The sequence below is a fragment of the Geodermatophilus sp. SYSU D00814 genome, from assembly GCF_054050055.1.
On sequence record NZ_JBJGYP010000016.1, the window covers coordinates 32857 to 47936 of the forward strand.

16 protein-coding genes are annotated in these 15080 nt (G+C 77.5%); 8 read left to right on the top strand and 8 right to left on the bottom strand.

Features of this window, described 5'->3' with window-relative positions:
• The first annotated feature begins 52 nt into the window (after window positions 1–52).
• Window positions 53–835, top strand: a complete 783-nt coding sequence (gene map, locus ACI780_RS13960; RefSeq protein WP_457003567.1) for a type I methionyl aminopeptidase — start codon at window positions 53–55, stop codon at window positions 833–835.
• 3 nt (window positions 836–838) lie between these two features.
• On the opposite strand, the gene ACI780_RS13965 is transcribed toward map, so the two are convergent.
• The 5 genes from ACI780_RS13965 to ACI780_RS13985 all read right to left on the bottom strand — a co-directional run bounded on the left by ACI780_RS13965 (window position 839) and on the right by ACI780_RS13985 (window position 4263).
• Complete coding sequence (locus tag ACI780_RS13965; protein ID WP_457003569.1) at window positions 839–2029, bottom strand: FUSC family protein; 1191 nt, start codon at window positions 2027–2029, stop codon at window positions 839–841.
• Window positions 2030–2113: 84 nt separating this feature from the next.
• Entirely contained in the window at window positions 2114–2629 is a 516-nt protein-coding gene (locus ACI780_RS13970) for a PGPGW domain-containing protein (protein WP_456872686.1), read from the bottom strand.
• 38 nt (window positions 2630–2667) lie between these two features.
• Window positions 2668–3198, bottom strand: a complete 531-nt coding sequence (locus ACI780_RS13975; protein WP_089404181.1) for a hypothetical protein — start codon at window positions 3196–3198, stop codon at window positions 2668–2670.
• Between the two features lie 104 nt (window positions 3199–3302).
• The gene (locus ACI780_RS13980; protein WP_457003572.1) at window positions 3303–3572 is read right to left on the bottom strand and encodes a DUF2277 domain-containing protein; all 270 of its coding nucleotides are present in this window, start codon (window positions 3570–3572) and stop codon (window positions 3303–3305) included.
• A 64-nt stretch (window positions 3573–3636) separates the two neighbouring features.
• Window positions 3637–4263: a hypothetical protein gene (locus ACI780_RS13985; protein ID WP_456872688.1), complete on the bottom strand. Its 627-nt coding sequence runs from the start codon at window positions 4261–4263 to the stop codon at window positions 3637–3639.
• Between the two features lie 100 nt (window positions 4264–4363).
• Between ACI780_RS13985 and ACI780_RS13990 the strand changes: the two genes are divergently transcribed.
• The 5 genes from ACI780_RS13990 (at window position 4364) to eutC (ending at window position 9426) form a co-directional block, all read left to right on the top strand.
• Window positions 4364–4780, top strand: a complete 417-nt coding sequence (locus ACI780_RS13990; RefSeq protein WP_457003574.1) for a hypothetical protein — start codon at window positions 4364–4366, stop codon at window positions 4778–4780.
• A gap of 36 nt (window positions 4781–4816) precedes the next feature.
• Window positions 4817–5698, top strand: a complete 882-nt coding sequence (locus tag ACI780_RS13995) for an SDR family NAD(P)-dependent oxidoreductase (protein WP_456872690.1) — start codon at window positions 4817–4819, stop codon at window positions 5696–5698.
• A 112-nt stretch (window positions 5699–5810) separates the two neighbouring features.
• Window positions 5811–7277 (top strand): ethanolamine permease, encoded by a 1467-nt coding sequence (eat, locus tag ACI780_RS14000; RefSeq protein ID WP_457003577.1) that lies wholly within the window; start codon window positions 5811–5813, stop codon window positions 7275–7277.
• A complete protein-coding gene (locus ACI780_RS14005; protein ID WP_457003579.1) occupies window positions 7274–8686 on the top strand; it encodes an ethanolamine ammonia-lyase subunit EutB in 1413 nt (470 codons plus the stop codon). Before eat ends, ACI780_RS14005 begins: the two co-directional genes overlap by 4 nt.
• Window positions 8683–9426 carry an ethanolamine ammonia-lyase subunit EutC gene (eutC, locus tag ACI780_RS14010; protein WP_457003581.1) on the top strand — a complete coding sequence of 248 codons (744 nt, stop codon included), beginning with the start codon at window positions 8683–8685 and terminating at the stop codon, window positions 9424–9426. The genes ACI780_RS14005 and eutC overlap by 4 nt, the downstream gene beginning before the upstream one ends.
• On the opposite strand, the gene ACI780_RS14015 is transcribed toward eutC, so the two are convergent.
• On the bottom strand, window positions 9386–9658 hold the full coding sequence (locus ACI780_RS14015) for a hypothetical protein (RefSeq protein ID WP_457003583.1): 273 nt from the start codon (window positions 9656–9658) through the stop codon (window positions 9386–9388). The genes eutC and ACI780_RS14015 overlap by 41 nt on opposite strands.
• A 19-nt stretch (window positions 9659–9677) precedes the next feature.
• Here ACI780_RS14015 and ACI780_RS14020 point away from each other — a divergent pair, with 19 nt between their 5' ends.
• Complete coding sequence (locus ACI780_RS14020; RefSeq protein WP_457003585.1) at window positions 9678–10340, top strand: hypothetical protein; 663 nt, start codon at window positions 9678–9680, stop codon at window positions 10338–10340.
• Between the two features lie 96 nt (window positions 10341–10436).
• Window positions 10437–10727, top strand: coding sequence for a hypothetical protein (locus ACI780_RS14025; RefSeq protein WP_456872696.1), 291 nt, complete (start codon window positions 10437–10439; stop codon window positions 10725–10727).
• Here ACI780_RS14025 and cydC read toward each other — a convergent pair.
• Window positions 10724–14065 (bottom strand): thiol reductant ABC exporter subunit CydC, encoded by a 3342-nt coding sequence (cydC, locus tag ACI780_RS14030; RefSeq protein ID WP_457003588.1) that lies wholly within the window; start codon window positions 14063–14065, stop codon window positions 10724–10726. The genes ACI780_RS14025 and cydC overlap by 4 nt on opposite strands.
• Window positions 14062–15069 carry a cytochrome d ubiquinol oxidase subunit II gene (cydB, locus tag ACI780_RS14035; RefSeq protein WP_457003590.1) on the bottom strand — a complete coding sequence of 336 codons (1008 nt, stop codon included), beginning with the start codon at window positions 15067–15069 and terminating at the stop codon, window positions 14062–14064. The genes cydC and cydB overlap by 4 nt, the downstream gene beginning before the upstream one ends.
• Window positions 15070–15080: the final 11 nt, after the last annotated feature.

Consider the following 15080-nt stretch of genomic DNA (forward strand, 5'->3'; position numbering starts at 1 on the left):
GCGACGGCCGTGGACGCGCGGGCCGCGGCGGCCGGTCTCGTACCGTCGGGGTGTGGACCTGCTCGTGCTGACCCCCCGCACCGCCGACGAACTCGACGCCATGCGCGACGCCGGCCGGGTGGTGGCGCAGACGCTCGCGGCCGTGCGCCACGCGGCGGTCCCCGGCGTCCGGCTGCGCGACCTCGACGACCTGGCGCAGACCTGCATCCGCGAGGCCGGGGCGACGTCGTCGTTCCTCGGCTACAAGCCGGCCTGGGCGCCGACGGCCTACAACGGCGCGCTGTGCCTGTCGCCCAACGAGGTCGTGGTGCACGGCCGGCCCAGCGGCCAGCGGCTCAAGGACGGCGACCTGCTGAGCATCGACTGCGGCGCCGTCGTCGACGGCTGGAACGGTGACGCCGCGATCACCATCCCGATCGGGTCGGGCGGGACCGAGCAGGACACCCGCCTGGTCACCGCCACCGAGGAGGCGCTGGCCGCCGGGATCGCCGCCGCCGTCCCCGGGGCCACGCTGCTCGACGTCGCGCAGGCCGTCGACGCCGTCGCCCGCCGGCACGGCTTCGCGCACCTGCCCGACCACGGCGGGCACGGCATCGGCCGCGCCATGCACGAGCCGCCGTTCGTGCCCAACCGCCCGCAGACCGGGCTGGAACGGGTGCGGCTGCACGCCGGCAGCACGCTGGCCATCGAGCCGATGCTGCTGGCCGGTGCCGACCGCTACCGGCACAAGAAGGACGGCTGGGCGGTGGTCACCGCCGACGGCCGGCGCGCCGCGCACGTCGAGCACACCGTGGCGGTCACCGACGACGGGCCGGTCGTCCTCACCCGCCCCTGACGGTCACCGGCGCCGGCGGCGGGTCACCGCCCGGCGGACGGCGCGCCGCGAGGCCGCACCCAGCGGCGGCGGCGCCCACGACGTCGACGGCGGCTGCAGGGCCGTGGCCAGCTCCACCCGCAGCAGGTCCACGGCGTCGAGCAGCGCGCCGTGCTGCGACCAGGCAGCCGGGTCCGCTCGGGGATCGACCAGCAGCGCGTCGGCCAGCCGGCCGCGCAGTTCCAGCAGCGTGTCCAGGCACGCCGGGTCGATGCCGGAGGTCGGCCCGGTGCCGTTCGCCACGGCCCCGGCGTCGCGGACGGTGGCTGCGACGGCGAGCAGCACGTCGGCCAGCGCCTGCCGTGCCGGCCCCGCCCAGGCGCGGTCGGCCTCGTCCTCGGGCACGAAGTACGTGCGATCGAGCAGCACGCGGGCGACGGTCCGCAGGCTGACGTGGACCCGCTCGAGGGCGGTCAGCGTGTTGCGCAGCCGGGGCTGGGCCTCGCGGGCCGCCCGGCCGCGCGGGTTGAGGCGGGCACTCTCCTCGGTGCGGGCCAGCCGGCGGTCGGCCCGGGCCACCTCCGTCCCCAGCCCGCGGGCGCGGGTCAGCAGCTCGTCGGTGAGGCGGCGCGACCACGGGCCCCGGAGCGACGCCGCGAGGTCCTCGCAGAGCTCCGCCATGCGCTCGGCCAGTTCCGCGATCGCCTCACCGGCCGGCTGGACGTAGAGCGGCGGCGCGATCACGAGGTTGACCAGGACACCGACGGCCGCGCCGACCAGCGTCTCGGTGACGCGGTCCAGCGCCGCACTCTCCGCGCCGCCGACGGCCAGCACGAGCATCGCGCTGATCGGGACCTCGAGCAGGTTGGGCCCCAGGCGCAGCAGCCGGCCGACGACCAGCGAGAGCGCGACGACGAGGCCGAGACTCCACCAGGTGAGACCGACGACGGAGGCGAACAGCGCCGCGATGAGGACACCGGCGGTCACGCTCGCGATCCGCTCCCACCCGGTCGTGAGCGTCTCGTACATCGTCAGCTGGACGACCAGCAGCGCGGTCAGCGGGGCGAGGACCGGCGAGCTGCTGGTGTCCAGCCAGGTCGCGAGCTGGAACGCCAGCACCGCGGCCAGCACGGTCTTGGCGGTGCGCAGGCCGGGGGTGCGTCCCCGGCGCACCAGCCGCGGCAGCCGGCGCGGCAGGGCGTGCGATCCGGCCACGGGTGCCGGTGTTCCCCGCACCGGGGCCGGACACGCACCGGCCGCCGTCCGCGGTGCGCGGACGGCGGCCGGGTGACACCGGGGTCAGCCGAGGCCGAGGGCGCCCGTCGCGCGGTCCACCAGGTCGAAGCGGCCGACCGCCCAGAACACCAGCGCGGCCGCGGCGAGGCCGCCGACGGTCACCGCGAGCGAGCTGACCGGGTGCTGCTTCGCGTGCCGCCAGGTGTCGACCGCCTTGCGGCGGAAGGTGGCGAAGATCCGCCGCGCCCACTCGAACTCCGTGGACCACACCCACAGCCCGACCAGGATCGGCGGGATCGTGAGCGGGCCGGGCAGCACCGTCAGCGCCAGGCCGAGCAGCACGAACAGCAGGCCGACGACGAAGACGGCGATCCGGTACGGCAGCGCCAGCGCCGGGTTCTTCCGGACCCGGTCGCGCCACGAGCCCGGCTCCACCGGACGCGGCTGGCCCAACCCGTCGGTGCAGTCGGGACAGCGGGTCGCCCCGCGCGGGCCGTCGTCGTGGCGCCTGCCGTGGTCGGTCCGGTCGTCGGCCCGGTTGCCGGCGAAGGTCACGCTGCGGGTGTCGGTGCGGTCCACGGTCCCCCCGGTGGGTCGCGGTGCGGTGTGCGGTGCGGTCAGCGCGAGACGCCCTTGAGGACCTCGCTCGGGCGCTGCTGCTCACCGGCGTAGGAGCTCACCCACACCAGCGCGCCGGTCAGGGCCGGGATGACCCACTGCAGCGTCTGCAGCTGCTCCTGCGCGGCGGCGATCTCGGCCTTCGTGCGCTTGGTCGGCTTGGTGCCCGACTTCGCCGAGGGGTTGTCCTGGCTGTTGACGACCATGCCCAGCGAGCGGCTGTAGGCGGTGGCGCCCAGGGCGGCGGCGGTCAGCAGCGTCTTGGCCGCCGACATGCCGGCCACGCCCTGCTGCTGGGCCACCCGGCCGCGGTTGCCGATCAGCTGGCCCACGCTGCCGACGAGGTGCGCGCCGATGGCGACGGCGTTGACCGGCGTCCAGCGGTTCCAGCCCTCGTTGGCGACCCGGCCGGTGTCCTTGCCGGCCTCGGCCGCGGCGGCGTTCAGGGCGACGGCGTTGGCCAGCGTGCCACCGAACCAGGCGGACAGGCCGAGGTCGTGCAGCGCGCGGGACAGGGTGTTGCGGGCCATGTCGGAACTCCAGGTGCTCGGGGGATCGGAGTTCCCGACCTACCCGTTCCGACCCGCCCCATGCCCGCGGACGGCAGTTGGGTCGTGCACGACCCGCTGCCGCGTCAGGTCCCGTAGCGGAGGGCGGCGCGGGCGCGGGCCTTCTCCGCCTCGACGGCGCGGTCCTTCGGCGGGGCCGTGGTGACCAGCGCGTCGAGCAGCCGGGCGGAGGCGGCGGCCACCTCGGCGACGGCGCGGTCGAAGGCCTCGGCGTTCACCCGCGACGGCTTGGCCGAGCCGCTGATCTTGCGCACGTACTGCAGCGCCGCGGCGTGGACCTCGTCGTGGGTCGCCGGCGGCTCGAAGTTCGACAGCGGGCGGATGTTGCGGCACATGCCCGCAGCGTATGACCGGGGTAGGACCGGAGGGCCCGATCCGGGGACCGGGCCCTCCGGGACCTCAGGCGCGGTAGCCGACGCGGTCGACCCTGCGGTGGTAGCGGGTGCCGAGCTTGCCGCCGAGCAGCGCGCCGACCAGCGTGGCCACCAGGATCGCGGCCAGCGTGACGATGCCGGCGGTGGTGGCGGTGCCCTCGTCGACCGGGATGCGCGGCAGGTCCAGCTGCTGCAGCACGTTGTACTCCGAGCCGAACGCGTACCCGAGCCCGGCCAGCAACACGACGACCAGCAGGCCGATCACCCACACCGCCAGCCCCTGCTTGATCCCGTCGAAGCGCGCCATCCGGCCGGCGACGTACCCGCCGGCGAGGTAGGCGAGGAACAGCACCACCAGCGCGGCGATCCCGCCGCCGAGGCCGATGCCGGCCGCCTGGTCGGTGGCCTCGTCGACGCTGTCGACGCCCTGCGCGAGGCCCAGGCCCACCCCGGCCGCCGACACCAGGGCGATGAGCAGCACGGCCAGCCCGTTGGCCGACAGCCAGCCGAAGAACGCCGCTCCCCAGGCGATACCGCCGAAGCGGTCGCGCTGCGCGTCGACGGCGTCGCGGGCGGGGCCGCGGGTGGCGTGCGCCCCCTCGCTGGTCACCGTCGCGTCGTGGTCGTACTGCGTGCGGTCGGAACTCGCCACCGGTCCTCCTCGTCTCGGGAAACGTGCGTCTCACCTGCGGGTACCCGATCGTGATCACCCCGAACCGGGCGGCGCCCGGTCCACCCGACAGGAGGACGCCGTGACCGTGCTGCTGGTCGACGCGGCCAACGTCGTCGGCGCCCGCCCGGACGGCTGGTGGCGGGACCGGGCCGGCGCCACCGCCCGGCTGCTGCGGCGGCTGGCCCGCGTGCCCGGCCGGCGCGTGGACGGCGCGGTCGTCGACGAGGTCGTGGTCGTGGTGGAGGGCGCCGCCCGCGACGTCGAGGCGCCCGGGGGCGTCCGGCTGGTGCGCGCACCCGGCAGCGGTGACGACGCCCTGGCCGCCACCGCCGCCGACCTGGTCGCGCGGGGCCGCGCGGTGCTCGCGGTGACCGCCGACCGGGGGCTGCGCGCCCGGCTGGCGGAGGGGACGGCGGTGACCGGACCGGGCCGGCTGCTCGACGTCCTCGACCGGCTCGACGTGCCCGATCGCATGGCGGACAACGGACCTGGGTAGCCGGGAGCCGTCCACCGAGCCGAGGAGACGCCCCGCATGCCGCAGACCGTCCTGATCACCGGTGCCTCGAGCGGCATCGGCCGCGCCACCGCCCGCCTCTTCGCCCAGCGGGGCGCGCACCTGCTGCTGCTGGCCCGCGGCCGCGAGGCGCTGGAGGAGACCGCGGCGGAGGTGAAGGAGCAGGGCGCGGCCGACGTCGTCGTGTGCCCGGCCGACGTGCTCGACGAGGAGGCGCTGCGCACCGCCGTCGACGGCGCGGTGACCCGCTTCGGCCGCCTCGACGTCGTCGTCCACGCCGCGCAGGTGGTGGCCTACGGCCGCGTCGAGGACGTGCCCAGGGCGGTTTACGAGCGGGTGGTCGACACCGCGCTGCACGGCACCGCCAACCTCGCCCGCGTGGTCCTGCCGGTGTTCCGCCGCCAGGAGGAGGGGCACCTGGTCGTCGTCAGCTCGCTGCTGGCGTCGGTGACCACGCCGCTCATGGGCAGCTACATCGCCGCCAAGTGGGGTCAGCTGGGCCTGGTCCGGGTGCTGCAGCAGGAGACCCGCGACGTCCCGGGCGTCTCCGTGTCGGCGGTGGCGCCCGGCGGCGTCAACACCCCCATCTACTCGCAGGCCGGCAGCTACATCGGCCTCAAGGGCCGGCCGCCGATCCCGATCTACTCCCCGGAGCGGGTGGCCCGCTCGGTCGTCGCCCGGCTGGACCGGCCGCGGCGGCTGGTCCAGTCCGGGTTCGCCAACCCGGTCGTCATCCTCGGCTTCCGGCTGTTCCCCGCGGTCTACGACGCCCTCGTCGGGCCGCTGCTGCGGGTGTTCGCCCTCGCCGACGACCACCGGACCGAGCCCACCGAGGGCAACGTGTTCGAGTCGCGGCCGGCCGGCAACGCCGAGGAGGGGCGGTGGCACGGCATCCCGTGAGCCGGCGTTGGTGAACGGGGTGTTCCGTTCCGTCGCAGCCCGTTGACCGGGCGCCCGGCGCAGCGCCAGGCTGGCGCTCCCCGCCGACGGCGGGCCGACCGCGGGAGCGCCCATGACCGCCGATCCCACCGCCCGCTCCACCTCCGCCCGGCCGGCCCACGGCGGCGTGGAGGCCGAACGGGTCGACGCCGGCTACCTCGAGAAGCGCCGGCTGCGCACCGGCACGGCGGGCTGGCTGCTGCTGGCGGGGCTCGGCGTGTCGGCGGTCATCTCCGGTGACTACGCCGGCTGGAACTTCGGCCTGGGCGAGGGCGGCTTCGGCGGCCTGCTGGTCGCCGTCGTGCTCATGGCGGTCATGTACACCGCGATGGTCTTCGGTCTGGCCGAGCTCGGCTCGGCGCTGCCGACCGCCGGCGGCGGCTACACCTTCGCCCGCCGCGCGCTGGGCCCCTGGGGCGGGTACGCCACCGGCGTCGCGGTGCTCATCGAGTACGCCATCGCGCCGGCGGCGATCGCCACGTTCATCGGCGCCTACGTCGAGTCCCTCGGGCTGTTCGGGATCACCGACGGCTGGTGGGTCTACCTCGTCGTCTACGCGCTGTTCATCGGCATCCACCTGATGGGCGTCGGCGAGGCGCTCAAGGCGATGTTCGCCGTCACCGTCGTCGCCCTGGCCGGGCTGGTGGTCTTCCTCGTCGGCGCCGTCCCGCAGTTCGACGCCGGCAACCTGCTCGACATCGCGCCCACCGACGCGGCCGGCGCCTCGTCGTTCCTGCCGTACGGGCTGATGGGGATCTGGGCGGCGTTCCCCTTCGCGATCTGGTTCTTCCTCGCCGTGGAGAGCGTGCCGCTGGCCGCCGAGGAGGCCCGCGACCCGGCCCGGTCGATGCCGCGCGGGATCGTCGCCGCGATGGGCGTGCTGGTCGTGCTCGCCGTCCTCATGCTGGTGTTCACCCCGGGCGCGGCCGGCTCGTCGGCGATCATGGAGTCGGGCAACCCGCCGGTCGACTCGCTGGCCGGGGCAGGGGCCTCCGAGGGCCTGACCGACGTCGTCAACTACGCCGGCCTGTTCGGCCTGGTGGCCAGCTTCTTCTCGATCATCTACGCCTACTCGCGGCAGACCTTCGCGCTGTCCCGCGCCGGCTACCTGCCGCGGGCGCTGTCGGTGACCAACTCCCGGAAGGCGCCGGTGCTGGCGCTGCTCGTCCCCGGCGCGATCGGGTTCCTGCTGTCGCTGACCGGCCAGGGCGCGATGCTGCTCAACATGGCCGTCTTCGGGGCGACGGTCTCCTACGTGCTGATGATGGTCAGCCACATCGTGCTGCGCCGCCGCGAGCCCGCGCTTCCGCGCCCGTACCGGACCCCCGGCGGGACGGCGACCACCGGCGTCGCGCTCGTGCTGGCGGCCGCCGCGGTGGTGGCCACCTTCCTCGTCGACGTGACCGCCGCGCTGTGGACGCTCGCGGCCTACGTGGTCTTCCTCGCCTGGTTCGCGCTCTACAGCCGCCACCACCTGGTCGCCTCCGCGCCGGAGGAGGAGTTCGAGCTGCTCGCCGAGGCCGAGGACGACGTCCGGTGATCCGCCGGACGACGCTCGGCGGGCACACGTACGAGTTCCCGACGCTGGTCGAGCTGATGGCGAAGGCCACCCCGCTGCGCTCCGGCGACGTGCTCGCCGGGTGCGCGGCGGGGTCGGCCGCCGAGCGGGTGGCCGCGCAGACCGTGCTCGCCGACCTGCCGCTGGCCACCTTCCTCGACGAGCAGGTGGTCGGCTACGACGAGGACGACGTCACCCGCCTCGTCCTCGACACCCACGACGCCGCGGCCTTCGCGCCGGTGGCGTCGCTGACGGTGGGGGAGTTCCGCGACCGGCTGCTGGCCTGGGCGGCGGCCGGCGACGAGGCGGCGATCAGCGCGCTGGCGCCCGGGCTGACCCCGGAGATGGTGGCCGCGACGTCGAAGCTGATGCGCAACGCCGACCTGGTCGCCGTCGGCCGGCGCACGCGGGTGGTGACCGGGCTGCGCAGCACGATCGGGCTGCCCGGCCGGCTGGCGTCGCGGCTGCAGCCCAACCACCCCACCGACGACCCGGTCGGGGTCACCGCCTCCATCCTCGACGGGCTGCTGCACGGCTCGGGCGACGCGGTCATCGGCATCAACCCGGCCACCGACTCACCGGCCCGCACCGTGGCGCTGCTGGAGCTGGTCGACGCGGTGATCGGCCGCTACGAGATCCCCACCCAGTCGTGCGTGCTGGCCCACGTCACCACCACGCTGCGGGCGCTGGAGCAGGGGGCACCGGTGGACCTGGTGTTCCAGTCGGTGGCCGGCACCCAGGAGGCCAACCGCGGATTCGGCGTCACCCTCGACCTGCTCGCCGAGGCCCGCGCCGGGGCGCTGGCGCTGCGCCGCGGCACCGTGGGCGAGAACGTCACGTACTTCGAGACCGGGCAGGGCTCGGCGCTGTCGGCCGGCGCGCACCTCGGCATCGGCGGGCGGCCGGTCGACCAGCAGACCCTGGAGACCCGTGCCTACGCCGTCGCCCGGCAGTTCTCGCCGCTGCTGGTCAACACCGTCGTCGGGTTCATCGGCCCGGAGTACCTCTACGACGGCAAGCAGGTGCTGCGCGCGGGGCTGGAGGACCACTTCTGCGGCAAGCTGCTCGGCCTGCCGATGGGCGTGGACGTCTGCTACACCAACCACGCCGAGGTCGACGAGGACGACATGGACTCGCTCATGCTGCTGCTCGGCACGGCCGGCTGCTCGTTCCTCATCGCCGTCCCCGGGATGGACGACGTGATGCTGCACTACCAGTCGCTGTCGTTCTCCGACGTGCTGACCACCCGCTCGGTGCTGGGGCTGCGGCCGGCGCCGGAGTTCGAGGCGTGGCTGGCCCGCATGGACCTGCTCGACGACGCCGGCCGGGTGCGCGAGCTCGCCCCCGACGCGCCGGCGGCGCGGGCCCTGCTCGCGGCGGCGACCCCGTGAGCGACGCCGTGACCGTCGTCGGGGACGACCCGTGGTCGGTGCTGCGGTCGGCCACCCGCGCGCGGGTGGCGCTCGGCCGGGCCGGGGACGCGCTGCCCACGCACCGCGAGCTGGAGTTCCGCGCCGCGCACGCCGCCGCCCGCGACGCCGTGCACTCCCCGCTGGACGTCGAGGCGCTCACGGCGGAGCTGGGCGGCGAGGTGCTCGTGGTCGCCTCCGCCGCGCCCGACCGGGCCACCTACCTGCAGCGCCCCGACCTCGGTCGCCGGCCGGCCGAGGGGACGGCGCTGCCGCGGGTCGACGCCGACCTCGCCGTCGTGCTGGCCGACGGGCTCTCCCCCCGCGCGGTGCACGAGCACGGGCCCGGGCTGGTCGCCGCGCTGCGCGAGCGGCTGCCCGGCTGGTCGCTGGCGCCGCCGGTGGTCGCCACCCAGGCGCGGGTGGCGCTCGGCGACGCGGTGGGGGAGGCCCTCGGCGCCCGCGCGGTCGTGGTGCTCGTCGGGGAGCGGCCGGGACTGTCGTCGGCGGACTCCCTCGGCGTCTACCTGACCTGGGACCCGCGCCCGGGGCGGGTGGACTCCGAGCGCAACTGCGTGTCCAACGTCCGCCCGCCGCACGGGATGTCCTACGCGCAGGCCGCCGACACCGTCGCCGCGCTGCTGACCGCCGCCCGCGAGCTCGGGGCGTCCGGCGTCGTGCTCAAGGACGAGGGCCCGGCGCTGCCGCCCGGCGCCGGCTGAGCCGGGGCAGGCGGGGGAGCCGGCGGCGGGGCGGCACCTCGACCGGGCCGGGCGGCTCGTCGTCGGGACCGCCGCCCGCCGCGGCGTGCCGCTCGTGCAGCCGGGCGCGGACCTCGTCGGGCGTGTGGGCGCGGCGCTGCCGCTCGTCGCGGACCAGCACCGCGCCGGTGGCCGCGACACCGGCCAGCCCGGCCAGGCCGAGGACCTTCCAGAGCCGCTTCGGGACGTGCACGGTCGCCTACCGTAGCCGCGTGACCCCGCCGCGCCCCCTGCCGCTCGACGAGGCGGTCGAGCTCACCCGCACCGGCGACGTCTGGGTCTTCCGCGGCGCCTCGGTCGCCGACCGCGCCATCCGGGCGCTGACCAACGCACCGGTCAACCACGTCGGCATGGCCGTCGTCCTCGACGACCTCCCGCCGCTGCTGTGGCACGCCGAGCTCGGCCGCTCGCTGCCCGACGCCTGGACCGGGCAGCACCAGCGCGGCGTGCAGCTGCACGACCTGCGCGACGCCGTCCTCACGTGGCGGCAGCGCTACGGGCAGCGCGCCTGGCTGCGGCAGCTGGTCGGCCCCGCCGACGACGGCGGGGTGACCCGGGAGATGGAGGACGCCGTCCTGCGGACGGTCGCGCGCTTCGACGGCCGGCCCTTCCCGACCACCCGCGGGCTGGTCGGCGGCTGGCTGAACGGGCGGCTGCGCCGGGGCACGGCGGCCGAGACGGTGTTCTGCGCCGAGCTGGTCGCGGCCACCTACACGGCGATGGGGCTGCTGCCCGCCGACCGGCCGCGCAACTGGTACGACCCGGGCAGCTTCTGGTCCGGCGACGACCTGCGGCTGCTGCAGGGCGCCACGCTCGGCGCCGAGATCCCGGTCGACGTCCCGGTCGACGTCCCGGTCGACGCCCCCGCCGGCTGACCCGGTATCAGCCCGGAACCGTCACACCTCAGGGGTAGGCAGGACCTCAGAGAAGACAGCTGCACCGAGCACGGGGAACCGCCCAGGAGGCTCGCCATGGCCACCGCCACCCTCGCCGTCCGCAGCACCGCCCCGGCTGCTCCGCTCCCTCCGCTGCGCCCCGCCGGCGACCTGCTGAGCCGGCACCTGCTCGCCGTCGCCTGGGAGCCCGGCGCCGCCCCGCCGCGGGAGATCCGGGTGCGCCCCGAGCTGCTCGACCGCCTGGCCGCGCACCTCGGGGGCGGCGCCCCCGGCCTGCTCGGCGACCCCGCCGGGGTGCCGCTGGTCGCCGACGCCGGCCTGCCCCGCAGCCCCGGCTTCGAGGTCCGCCGGGTCCCGCCGCGCTAGACGAGTGCCGGAGTCGCGGCCCCGGCGCCCAGCCGCAGCACGGTGTCACCGTCCCGCTCGACGGCGTCGTCGTGGGTCACGCACACCACCACCCGGCCGGCCAGCGCCCGGCGCAGGTCGGCGACCAGCGCGGCCGCCGTCGGCGGGTCCAGGTGCGCGGTGGGCTCGTCGAGCAGGACGACGTCGCGGTCGGCCAGCAGCGCCCGGGCCGCGGCCAGCCGCCGCCGCTCCCCGCCCGACAGCGCGGTGCCGCCGGCGCCGACCGGGGTGTCGAGGCCCTGCGGCAGCCCGGCCAGCAGCGGGCCGAGGCCGGCGGCGGTGAGCGCGGCAGTCATCCGCGCCTCGCCGTCGGCGCCGGTCAGCTCGCCGCGCGGCGCGGCCAGCGCCAGGTTCGCGCGGACGGTCGAGGCGAACACGTGCGCCTCCTGCGGCAGCCAGGCCACCCGCGAGCGGATGGCGTCCCCGGTCAGCGCGGCGGTGTCGACCCCGCCGAGGGTGTAGCGGCCGCCGCGCGGGCGCAGGGCGGCCAGCAGCACCGCGAGGAACGTCGACTTGCCCGCGCCCGACGGGCCGCGCACGACCAGCCAGCCGCCGCCGGCCGCCGCCGACGCGGTCAGCCCGCGCAGCACGTCCGGCCCCCCGGGCCAGCCGGCGGTCACATCGGTGACGGCGAGGTCGCGCACCGGCGCCGGGGCCGGCCGCGGCTCGGCGGGGTCGGCGGGCACCGGGGCGGTGAGGACGGCGTCGAGGCGGCCGCGGGCGTCGGTCAGCGCGCCGCGACGCTGCAGCGCGGACACCAGCCCGGCCAGCGGCTCGGCCAGGGCCAGCGGCGCCAGGCCGAGCACCGCGACCTGCGGGCCGGGCAGCCCGGCACCGGCACCGACCGCGGTCGCCAGCACCGCGGCCAGGCCGGTGCCGAGGACGACCAGCCCGCTCCCCAGGGCGCCGGCGCGGGCGCCGGTGGCGGCGACGGCGGAGCGCCGGGCGGCGACGGCGGCGAGGTCGGCGGCGGTGGTGGCGGCCAGGCCGTGGGCCCGCAGGTCCGCCGCGCCCTCGAGCGCCGTGGTGACGTCGCGCAGCGCGGCCACCCGCAGCGTGCCCTCCGCGCGGGCGGCGCCGGCGTCGACCCGGCGGTGCACCAGCAGCACCAGCGCGGCGGTGCCGGCCAGCACGAGACCGGCGGCGCCCGCGGCGGCGGGGGAGACCAGCGCCAGCGCGGCGACGGTCAGCGCCGGGACGGTGGCGGCGACCGGGGCCGGCGGCACGACGCGCACCGAGAGGTCCTGCACCAGCCCGACGTCGCCGACGACCCGCGCCAGCGCGCTGCCCGGCGTCCGGTCGGCGGCCACGCCCTGCGCGGCCAGCGCCCGCCACACCCGCACCCGCAGGTCGGCGGCCATCCGCAGCGCGGCGTCGTGCGCGGTGAGCCGCTCGACCCAGCGCATCCCGGCCCGCCCCAGGCCGAAGGCCCGCACGCCGACGATGGCCACCAGCAGCGTGAGGATCGGCGGCATCTCCGCCGCGCGCACGATGAGCCAGCCGCTCACCGCGGTGAGCGCGACGCCCGCGCCGGCCGAGGCGGTGCCGGCCGCGACCGCGCGCAGCAGCGCCCGCCGCGGCCAGCCCAGCGCCGTCGTCGGCCCGGCTGCGTCCCCCGCGAGATCGGCGCTCCCGTGGCCATCGGGCGCTGATCGCCACGAGACCGCCGATCTCGCGGGGGCAGGGGGCGCAGCGGCGGGGACGGCCGGCACCGCGGGCAGCGCAACCGTGCGGTCGGCGAGCCCGGCCAGCGCCGGGTCGTGGGTGACCAGCAGGACGGTGACGGTCCCGCGGAGGCCCGCGAGGACGGCGGCGACGCGGGCGGCCGAGGCCCCGTCGAGGTGCGCGGTCGGCTCGTCGAGCAGCAGCAGGCGGGCGCCGCGGCGGACCCGCACCAGCGCCCGGGCCACCGCCACGCGCTGCAGCTCGCCGGGGGAGAGGGTGGTGCAGTCGCGGCCGGCCAGGTCGGCGGCGCCCACCCGCTCCAGGGCCTCGGCGACGAGGTCGTCGGCGCCGGCCCCGTGCCGGCGCAGCTCGTCGGCGACCGTCGGCGCCGTCGTCCGCGGGTGCTGGGCGACCAGCGCGACGCCGCCGTCGGGGACCCCCGTGACCGTGCCGGCGACGTCGGCGGCCGGGTCGAGGGCGCCGGTCAGGGCGGCCAGCAGGGTCGACTTGCCCGAGCCGCTGGCGCCGCGCAGCACGACCAGCTCGCCGGGGTGCAGCGCGAGGTCGGTGGGCGGCAGCGCGGGTACCGCCCGGCCGGGGTGGCGCACGGTCAGCCCGGTGACGGCGACGTCGGCGCCGCGCGGGTCCCCGCCGTCGGCCGGGGTCACCGGCGAGCGGCCGGCGGGCGCGGTGAGCACCGCCCGGGCCTCGGCGGCGGCCAGCGTCGCCGCCTCCCCGGCGTGGTGGGCGGTGCCGAGAGCGCGCAGCGGGGCGAACGCCTCGGGCGCCAGCAGCAGCGCGGTGAGCCCGACGGCGAGGTCGAGGTCGCCGTGCACCAGCCGCAGGCCCACGGTGACCGCGACCAGCGCGACCGACAGCGTGGCGATGAGCTCGAGGACCAGCGCGGAGAGGAAGGCCAGCCGCAGCGTGGCGAGGGTCCGCCGGCGCGAGGCCTCGCCCAGCTCGGCGAGCGCGGCCACCTGCTCGGCGGCGCGGCCGAGGCCCACCAGCACCGGCAGCCCGCGGACCAGCTCGGCGACGTGCGCCGCCAGCCGGTCCAGCGCCCGGGCGGCGCCGGCGGTGCCGTCGCGCGTGGCCAGCCCGACCAGCGCCAGGAACAGCGGCACCAGCGGCAGGGTGACCGCGACCAGGCCGGCCGAGAGCAGGTCGGTGGCGGCGAGCACCACCAGCAGCACCGGCGGGACGACGGCGGCCTGCGCCAGCGCGGGGAGGTAGCCGGCCAGGCCGGGCGCGAGGTCAGCGAGCCGGGTGGTGGCCAGCACCGCGGCGGGTGCGGGACCGCCGGCGGCGGCGACCGCGGCCGGGGAGGCGGCCAGCCGGTCGAGCAGGGAGCGGCGCAGCGCGTCCTCGGCGCGGCGGGCGTCGCGGGCGGCGGCCCGCTCGCCGAGGGTCCCGGCGACCGCGCGCAGCAGCGCCCCGGCGGCGGCCAGCGCGAGCGGTCCGGTCACCGCGCCGTCGGCGTACCCCGCGGCCCGGGCGACGGCGTGCGCCAGGCCGGCGGCGAGCAGCACCAGCCCCGCCGTCGACCCGAGGGCGGCGGCCGCCGCCCGGGCGAGCGCGCCGGGCAGCCCCGGCACACCGGCCAGCGGCGCCAGCGGACCCCGCGCGGTCACGCGGCGACCGGCTCGTGCACGGGCTCGGCGGTCAGCCGCCGGCGGAACACCCAGTACGTCCACGCCTGGTAGGCCAGCACCACCGGCAGGCCGACCGCGGCCACCCAGGTCATGACGGTGAGCGTGTAGTCGCTGACCGAGGCCGCGGCGATCGTCACGTCGAACGCCGGGTCGAGCGTCGAGGGCACGACCACCGGGAACGCCGAGCCGAACAGGGTGGCCGCCGAGGCCAGCAGCACGGTGGCCCAGCCCGCGAAGGCCTGCCCCTCGCGGTCCAGCCGCACCCGGGTCCAGGTGACGACGACGGCCAGCGCGGCCAGCAGCCACAGCACCGCGGTGACCGGCGTGCCCGAGCGCAGCTGCACCAGCCCCGCCCAGGCCAGCAGCGGCAGCGCGGCCACCGGCGACCAGCGCAGCGCGAACGCCCGCGCCCGCAGCCGCACCGGGCCGTCGGTCTTGAGCGCGAGGAACAGCGCGCCGTGCACCGCCGAGAAGCCGAGCACCGCGGCCGCGCCGAGCAGCGAGGACCAGCCCAGGCCCGCGAACGCCCCGCCGACCCGGGCGCCGTCGCCGTCGATCGGCAGCCCCAGCGTGGTGGCGCCCAGCGCCGCGCCGACGCCGGCCGCGGCCACCAGCGAGCCGCCGGTGATGACGCGGGTCCAGGCGGCGTCCCAGCGCGGGTCGTGCGAGGAGTGCCGCCACTCGAAGGCCACCGCCCGCACGATCAGGCCGAGCAGCACCACGACGAAGGGCAGGTACAGGGCCGGGAGCCAGGTCGCGTACCAGCCGGGGAAGGCGGCGAACACCGCGCCGACGGCGGTGATCAGCCAGACCTCGTTGCCGTCCCACACCGGGCCGATCGTCCGCAGCATGAGGTGGCGGTCCGCCGTCCGCCGGCCGAGCACCGGCAGCAGCGCCGCGACGCCGAAGTCGAACCCCTCGAGCAGCAGGAAACCGGTCCACAGCACCGCGACGGCGGCGAACCACAGGGTCTGCAGGTCCATGGTCAGGAGCT